Origin of the sequence: Roseixanthobacter psychrophilus (assembly GCF_043195195.1) — a bacterium.
Classification (GTDB): domain Bacteria; phylum Pseudomonadota; class Alphaproteobacteria; order Rhizobiales; family Xanthobacteraceae; genus NCEH01.
Window position 1 is genome coordinate 1 of record NZ_JBAFWT010000123.1, and the last position, 1,572, is coordinate 1,572.

The 1,572-nt window shown below is 62.4% G+C and carries 2 protein-coding genes; both read right to left on the bottom strand.

From position 1 onward, the window contains the following. Positions 1–173: 173 nt before the first annotated feature. Positions 174–770, bottom strand: a complete 597-nt coding sequence (locus tag V5F77_RS28715; protein ID WP_348848578.1) for an RES family NAD+ phosphorylase — start codon at positions 768–770, stop codon at positions 174–176. 2 nt (positions 771–772) lie between these two features. Next, complete coding sequence (locus V5F77_RS28720) at positions 773–1,498, bottom strand: antitoxin Xre/MbcA/ParS-like domain-containing protein (protein WP_429008457.1); 726 nt, start codon at positions 1,496–1,498, stop codon at positions 773–775. Positions 1,499–1,572: the final 74 nt, after the last annotated feature.

Sequence of the window (1,572 nt, forward strand, 5' to 3'; positions counted from 1 at the left end):
CGACGCCACTCGGCGTATTCGTACCGGGCCTCGCCGCCTGGCCTAGGATCGTCTCGAGGCGGACGCAGCCTTCTGGGATGCCGCAGCGTCCAGCCGCTTTGATCCGACGGCATACGTTGGTGGACGCACATACCTCATCCGGATCTCGTGCGCAGCACGTGAAGCCGAGTGGATCAACCCATCGTGCTGGGTGCGCTCCGGATTGCAACGCCGATGGACTTCAGCGCGGGAATGAGGTCCGGGTGGCGCACCAGATTCACGGCCCGTGTCGAAACCAGTTTGACCTCTACCGCTCGATCGTACACCGCCAGGCATTCGGCTGAGGTCAACCGGGAGGAATAGAGCAGCCCGTCAACCGCAAAGGCGTTGTAGACGGCCTTGCTGAGCTGCTGTCCTTCTCGATGTGCCTTCGCGCGGGTCGCGTCTGTGCTGACCCCGAGCCTCAGCAATCCCGTCGTTCGCAGATCGAGAACCACGAGAGAAGAGGGCGCGGAAACCTCTGCAACGGCCCATTCCTCGATCTCGCTGTGATCGAGCACGCGTTCCGTCGCATCCTCGAAACGGTCCCGGACGATGGTTTCAGCGATTGCAGTTGCGAGATCGCGCGCAAGGTAGATCAGCCGAAACGTCCGATCGGGACTTGAAAAGCGAGTATGACTGAGACCCATGCCGAGCGGGGTCGCGGCATGGGCCGCCGGTATCACGCGCAGGTAGGATTGCGGCTGGAATGCTAGGGCAAGCTCCGCGACGATCTTGGGATCAAGCTTCACGATCAGCCGAAATCACGTTCGGCGGCGTCGATGACCTCTTCCAGATGTCCAGCTTTGAGCCGGTCGAGCGGTGTTCCGCCGATGCTCGGCTTCGATTGGATGAGCCACTGCCAGGCGGCTCTCGGATTGCCGATGATTCCAGTGACGTCCGACATGCCCTCCACGGGCCGGCCATCGACGAACTGCGCCAGGGGGAAGACATGCTTGCGCTCGCCCTTGAGCAACCCGATAACCGCGCCCCGCTTCTGCCAGTCGTGCAGGGTCGACCGCTTTGTTCCAAAGGCTTTCTCGATGTCGCCCGGTCCCGCAACTGGCCCCGCCCAGTCTTCGAGGCGAACAGGCGTCGCGTAGGCCGCAAGACGCCGGCGGCCTTCGTCGACATCCACCACGTCGGCCAAGCCGGCCCCCTGGCTGACCTCGACGGGTTTGCCGATATTGAGCTCGATCAGCTTTTCGACACGCCGGCCGGCGAGGTCGGCGACCACGGTCTGCATTGCCTCGGCAAGATTGTTCTCATGGGCCAGGATCTGGCGCTGCTGTTCGTCAGACAGCCTTACCGCGGCCGCCGTGACGGCAGCGACGACCTTGCTCTTGCCCTTCAGCACTGATCTGGAAATTCCAGGGTTGTGCCGGGCGAGGACGTCGAGAATGTCGGCGACGGCAGCGCTGTTCACACTGAACCGCGCAGCTCGCGCCTTGCGAACCGTTGCGACCATGTTGGCCTCCATACTCTTCGGAGGTTGATATAGTCCAGATTGTCCGGAATGTCCAGATCGCACGAGCTTTCGAGAGTCGTTCATAT